The following is a 5933-nucleotide window of genomic DNA, read 5'->3' on the forward strand; positions in this document are numbered from 1 at the left end:
GGTCGGCGGGGCCGCGCACGTATCCCCGCCGATCGGCGCGCAAGGCCTCAATCTCGGCATCAGGGATATCGACGATCTGATTGGAATCGCCAGCGAAAATAGCTCCGACCCGGGATCGGAGAAGTGCCTTGCGACCTACGATACCAGGCGGCGGCCCGACATCTTGGCCCGCAGCAGCGCGGTCAATTTGCTGAACAGGTCCTTGCTCTCCGACATGCTGCCGGCGCAGCTGGCGCGCAGCGCCGGCCTTGGCGTGCTCGGCAGCTTCGCGCCGCTGCGCGCCTTTTTCATGCGAGAGGGGCTCAGGCCCGGCAGCGGCTTCCAGGCTCTTGCCGGCGGTTTGCGGAAGCAGTCCCCGCGGTAGCTTCCCCAGACCTTTCCGCAGCGAGCCCGAAACCCTCGGCTCCGCCAGTTCGTTGGCTGCTGCTGGAGCGGTGCTTTGGCATTGAATTGACGCGGCGTCTGCGCCAAATAGGCACCAACCGAAAGTCGGGGTCGATTTTTGGCGGCGCAGCGCGTAAATTCAAGATCTTAGGCGCCTTTGCGCGGTCACGGACGGCGCCCTGGAACCTGAGTGGTGAGTGCGATGAAAACGGCCAAATTCTCGATCGGACAAGTGGTTCGCCATCGGCTGTTTCCGTTCCGCGGCGTCATCTTCGACGTCGACCCGCAATTCGCCAACACCGAGGAATGGTACGAGGCGATCCCGGCAGACGTGAGGCCGCGCAAGGACCAGCCCTTCTACCATCTTCTCGCCGAGAATTCGGAAACGGAATACATCGCCTACGTCTCCGAGCAGAACCTGCTCGAGGACAAGTCGGGCGAACCGGTTCGACACCCGCAGATTGGCGAGATGTTCGACAAGCGGCCGGACGGCCGCTACGAGCCGAAACGCCAGTCGCGGCATTGACACAAAAAAGCGGGGCCAAAGCCCGCTTTTTTTCGAAACCAGAAGACTCCCGCAGGAGTCCTGGGCGATCAGTTGGCGGTCTTCGCCTTGTCCTGCTCTTCCTTGAGCTTCTTGGCGAAGTCCTGGTTGTTCTTGGCCACGAAGTCCTTCAGCTTCTTCTGCCGGTCCTCGATATCCGACTGCTGCAGCGGCGGGCCGTCGTAGGCGCCGCTGAAACCGGTCAGCGCGACCTTGATCGGGTTCGGCTGGTTCTGGAAATTGACCGAGGTAAGCGTGATTGCCTGGCCCTTCTTGAAGGAAGCGACGAGCTGATCGGTCAGCGGCACTTCGGCCACGCAGCGGTCGGGGAAGCAGATCACATAGTCAAGCTTCTGCGCCTTGCCGGTGTCGATCTGCAGGCCGATGCCGGGAGGGACCAGACGGCCGGTCGGGACCGTGACCTGGAACACCTTGCGGTTCACCTTGCCCTTCAGCTCGATCAGGCTGATGCCGGTGACGAGTTGGCCATTGCCGGCGGTGACGATGTTCTGGACATTGCAGATGTCGACATCTTCCTGCTTGGTGCAGGCCTTGAACCAGCCCTGCGGAATCTGCTGCTGCTGCGCGGAGGCAGCCGGAAGTTCAGCGCCCAGAAAGCCGATCACGCCTGCGGCCAGGACCGAAAGGCGGTACGCGTTGCTGTTCAGGCTCGTCATATGGTGTACTTCCTCTCAATGATCCCGGGACCGGCTTATTCGCGCCGCGTGGTCCAGCTACCTGTTGCCGAAATGAGGCAACAGCATGACTTCGGAGCGCGTGTTACACTGCCAGCTCCGGCGAATCCAGCCCGTAGGCTGCAATTCTTGGCGCAGCCCGCCGGCGTCGAAGCCTCAGGAAACCTCGTTCGAATTCCCGACGCAGCGGCGATTCAATCGCCGCGTGAAATGCTCTAGGGTGCATTCCGAATCATCAAGCCGCCTGGCAAGGAGTCGGTCATGGGCCGCGTTCCCGTTTGGCTGATAGCCGCGACCTCGTTTCTGACCCTTTCGCCTGGACCGGTGCAGTCGGAGCCGAAGCACGCCATCGCCATGCAGGGCGAGCCGGCGCTGCCGGCCGACTATACGCATTTCAACTACGCCAATCCCGATGCGCCGAAGGGCGGCAGCATCACCTATTGTGTGGTCGGCAGCTTCGACAATCTCAACCCGTTCATCCTGAAAAGCCTGCGCACCACGGCGCGCGGCATGCTGGATCTCACCTACGGCAACCTCGTCTTCGAACCGCTGATGCAGCGCAATTACGACGAGGCTTTCAGCCTCTATGGCCTGCTTGCCGACAGCGCAGACATGGATCCGGAGCGCAAGTCGATCGAATTCCATCTCAACCCGAACGCAAAATGGTCGGACGGCCAGCCGGTGACGCCGGAGGACGTGCTGTTCACTTACGATGTCTTCACCGACAAGGGCCGCCCGCCCTACAGCGTTCGCATGAGCATGATCGCCAAGCTGGAAAAGACCGGCGAGCACAGCGTGAAATTCACCTTCAACGACAAGGCTAATCGCGAGACCCCGCTGATCATCGCGTTGACACCGATCATCCCCAGGCACGCTTTTGACAGGGATACCTTCGACAAGACGACACTGAAGCCTTTGATCGGCAGCGGACCCTACACGGTGGACAAGGTGCAACCTGGCCAACGCATCGTCTTCAAGCGCAATCCCGACTACTGGGGCAAGGACCTCCCTTCGAAACGCGGCTTCGACAATTACGACCAGATCACCATCGAGTATTTCCTGAATGACAATGCCAAGACGGAAGCTTTCAAGAAAGGCATCTGCGCCGTCGACGACCAAAGCGATCCGGTCAAGCGTGAGCGCGATCTCGATTTTCCCGCTTTCCATCGTGGCGAAGTGATCGCCGAAACCTTCGACACCGGCATACCGCCTGTCGTGACCGGATTCCTGTTCAACACAAGGCTGGAGAAGTTTTCCAACCCGGTCGTGCGGCGCGCGCTAGGGATGCTCTACGACTTCGAATGGGCGAACAAGAACCTGTTCGGCGGCAAGTACACGCGCACCATGAGCTACTGGCAGAATTCCGAGCTATCCGCGCTCGGTCATCCGGCCGGAGACAGAGAGAAGGCGCTGCTCGCGCCCTACCCCGGCCGCGTGCCGGCCGATGTCATGGAAGGCACCTGGAGGCCGCCGGTGAATGATGGCACGGGCCAGGATCGCAAGGTGCTGAAGGCGGCATTCGATTTGCTGAAGAGCGAAGGCTATGCCGTCAAGGACGGGGTTCTGCTGGACCCCAAGGGAAATCCCTTCGGCTTCGAAATCCTAACCGCCTCGCAGGACGAGGAGCGTTTTGCCACTATCTATCAGCGCACGCTGCAGAAGATCGGCATCGATGTGACCATCCGCAGCCTCGAGGCCGACCAAATCCAGTCGCGTAAACAGCGCTTCGATTTCGAGGTGCTGATCGGTTCGAGCGGGTTCAGCAACTCGCTGTCCCCCGGCATCGAGCAGACCTTTCGCTGGGGCTCTTCGGAAGCCAAAAGGGAAGGCTCCTTCAATCTGGCCGGCGTTGCCGATCCCGCGATAGACGCGGCAATGGATGCGATGCTGAAGGCGCGAACCAAGGAAGACTATGTCGCCGCCGTTCGCGTCCTCGACCGGTTGCTGATCTCAGGCAACTACATGGTGCCGATGCAATACAACACGCAGCAGTGGCTCGCCTACTGGAACTACCTGGAACATCCGCAAAAGACCCCCATATTCGGTTATCAGCTGCCGGTCTGGTGGCGAAAGCCCAACTGACCCTCCCGAAACAGGAGACGACAATGACCGCCGAGAACTCGATCACCGTCGATGTCGTGTCCGATGTCGTCTGTCCGTGGTGCTTCATCGGTCAGAAACGGCTCGACAAGGCGATCGCCATGGCTGGCGACATCGAGGTGGATGTGCGCTGGCGGCCGTTCCAGCTCGATCCGACCATCCCGCCCGGAGGCATGGATCGCCGCCAATACATGATCGCCAAGTTCGGCAGCGAGGAGCGCATCCGCCAGATCCATGCCCGGATCGAACCGCTGGGCGAGGCTGAAGGCATCCATTTTGCCTTCGGCGCCATCAAGGTGGCGGCCAACACGCTGGACGCGCACCGAGTCATCCGCTGGGCGGGAACCGCCGGCGAGGCGGTGCAGAACCGGCTGGTGCGCCGGCTGTTCCAGCTCAACTTCGAGGAAGGCGCCAATCTTGGCGATCACGCCGTGCTGACCGCAGCCGCCCGCGAAGCCGGCATGGACGCCTCCGTGGTCGAGACGCTGCTGCCGACCGATGCCGATGTCGATCAGGTGCGCACCGAAATCGCCACGGCCTCGCGCATGGGCATCACCGGCGTCCCCTGCTTCCTGCTCGAAGGCAAATACGCGGTCATGGGCGCGCAGGACGCCGACACGCTCGCCGACGCCATCCGCCAGGTCGCTGCGGCCAAGGCGCGAGGCGAGCTGGAAATGGCGGCGGGCTGAAGCAATTCCAGGCAAAGTGAAATGGTTAGGCTCGGCGACTTCGCCGTAGCCGTCCGTCCGGAATTGCGCAAACCAAAGAGATAGAGCGGTTCAGCGTTTCATGAAACGATGGAACTTGCCCGCTCCCCTACTTCACCGTCACCTTGGCCTTGCTGACGAAGAAGCCGTGGCCGTTGCTTGCCGCGCAGGTCAGCCCTTTCTTCGACGATTGGCAGGAAAACGGCCCCTTGCTCCAGCTGTTGCCATAGGCAAGCTTCGCGACATCGCCGCAGCAGCCTTGCTCGCCGGGGTTCTTGATCTGCGTCGCCGGTCCCTTCGGCCCCAGGATGACGGTGATGTAGCTCGGCTCGACGCGCGAGCAGCTCAGTTCCGGACCGCCATCCTGCGGCTGGTAGGTGCTTGTGCCGCCCTTCGGCGTGTAGATACAGCCGATATTGCCTGACGGCGTGTTGAACTCCACCTGCCCTTCGCCATTCCCTGGAATGGTCTGGCTGCCGGCATATGCCTGAGGCAGCCAGACGAGTGTCGCGACCATCGCGGCCGACAGCGTCCGTACAAACATGAAATTCCCTCCGCTCCGGGGCCGATGCACATTCGAGACCGAACGGCCGGCCCATCAAACACAAATTGGTGCGCGCCTGAAAAGCATTGGCCGACGGATGTATCGAGACGATGCCGGGCACCCTCGGCCGTCGCCTTCTCAACGTGCTCCGGCCGCGCTTGGACATCACGAAAGCCAATCCTGAAAGACAAGCGGAGGCACCTTTTCGGTCTCCCCGGTTCGTTCGCCTCAGGAAATTCGGCTGAATCGGAGGGCGAAGCGGTTCACAAAACTGTGTTTTAAGCTTCCCTAAGGGAAGGTCGTTCGGCCGCCTCCGCGACTGCTCTAATCAATTGAAATAAAAAGGCATTCCACGCGGTGGAGGCGACCGCATCGCCGTCCGATCTGTTGCGCATGGGCAACGGCTTGTGCGCGGGTTCACATTCCCCGGGAGAAAATTAATGGAAAATGATCAATTGGTGTTACTATCCGTAACAAAACTAGAAAAGGTTTGGGCGGGATCGTGATTCGGGTCGGCAGACCGAGACGTTCAATATCGGAGAAAAGTCCTAGCGACGCCAGCAGGCAGCCGCCCCTGACCCCGGTGTCATCGATGCGAACCTTCTGGGGACTGATGCGAGCCTACTGGTTCTCGGATCGCTGGAAGGAAGCCTGGACCCTCACCCTCGTCATCGCGCTGCTTACGGCGCTGTCCAGCAAAGCCGATGTCTGGTTTACCGTGGCGGCGGGTAAGTTATTTACCTCGATCGCGTTTTTCCACGACGCCGCGAATACCACGCCGGTCGAGAGTCTGCTGACCAATGCCAGCCTGCTCGTGCTGTTGGTGGTGCTCAAGGATATGGGCATCACAGGTGCCTGCAAATTCGTATCGGCGACATTGCATCGGAAATGGCGTGGCTGGCTGAACAGCCGCTTCAACGAGGCGCTGCTCGATCCTAATCATTCACACTACCACGCTC

At 60.9% G+C, this 5933-nt stretch carries 6 protein-coding genes and 1 pseudogene; 5 read left to right on the forward strand and 2 right to left on the reverse strand.

What is annotated here, in order from left to right:
• On the forward strand, positions 1 to 364 hold a 364-nt coding region (locus EN742_RS21360), incomplete at its 5' end, for an FAD-dependent monooxygenase (RefSeq protein ID WP_189375500.1).
• Between the two features lie 222 nt (positions 365 to 586).
• The gene (gene hspQ / locus EN742_RS21365) at positions 587 to 910 is read left to right on the forward strand and encodes a heat shock protein HspQ (RefSeq protein WP_128346819.1); all 324 of its coding nucleotides are present in this window, start codon (positions 587 to 589) and stop codon (positions 908 to 910) included.
• 68 nt (positions 911 to 978) lie between these two features.
• On the opposite strand, the gene EN742_RS21370 is transcribed toward hspQ, so the two are convergent.
• Positions 979 to 1605: an invasion associated locus B family protein gene (locus EN742_RS21370; RefSeq protein ID WP_126054534.1), complete on the reverse strand. Its 627-nt coding sequence runs from the start codon at positions 1603 to 1605 to the stop codon at positions 979 to 981.
• 279 nt (positions 1606 to 1884) lie between these two features.
• On the opposite strand from EN742_RS21370, the gene EN742_RS21375 reads away from it, so the two are divergent.
• The gene (locus EN742_RS21375) at positions 1885 to 3705 is read left to right on the forward strand and encodes an extracellular solute-binding protein (RefSeq protein ID WP_128333240.1); all 1821 of its coding nucleotides are present in this window, start codon (positions 1885 to 1887) and stop codon (positions 3703 to 3705) included.
• Between the two features lie 23 nt (positions 3706 to 3728).
• Positions 3729 to 4412, forward strand: coding sequence for a DsbA family protein (locus EN742_RS21380; RefSeq protein ID WP_128333241.1), 684 nt, complete (start codon positions 3729 to 3731; stop codon positions 4410 to 4412).
• 127 nt (positions 4413 to 4539) lie between these two features.
• Here EN742_RS21380 and EN742_RS21385 read toward each other — a convergent pair whose 3' ends face one another.
• A complete protein-coding gene (locus EN742_RS21385; protein ID WP_127407098.1) occupies positions 4540 to 4974 on the reverse strand; it encodes a hypothetical protein in 435 nt (144 codons plus the stop codon).
• Positions 4975 to 5566: 592 nt separating this feature from the next.
• Here EN742_RS21385 and EN742_RS21390 point away from each other — a divergent pair.
• Positions 5567 to 5933 (forward strand): annotated as a pseudogene (locus EN742_RS21390) (ABC transporter ATP-binding protein/permease); the annotation flags it as partial.

This window comes from Mesorhizobium sp. M4A.F.Ca.ET.020.02.1.1 (assembly GCF_004022645.1).
Classification (GTDB): domain Bacteria; phylum Pseudomonadota; class Alphaproteobacteria; order Rhizobiales; family Rhizobiaceae; genus Mesorhizobium.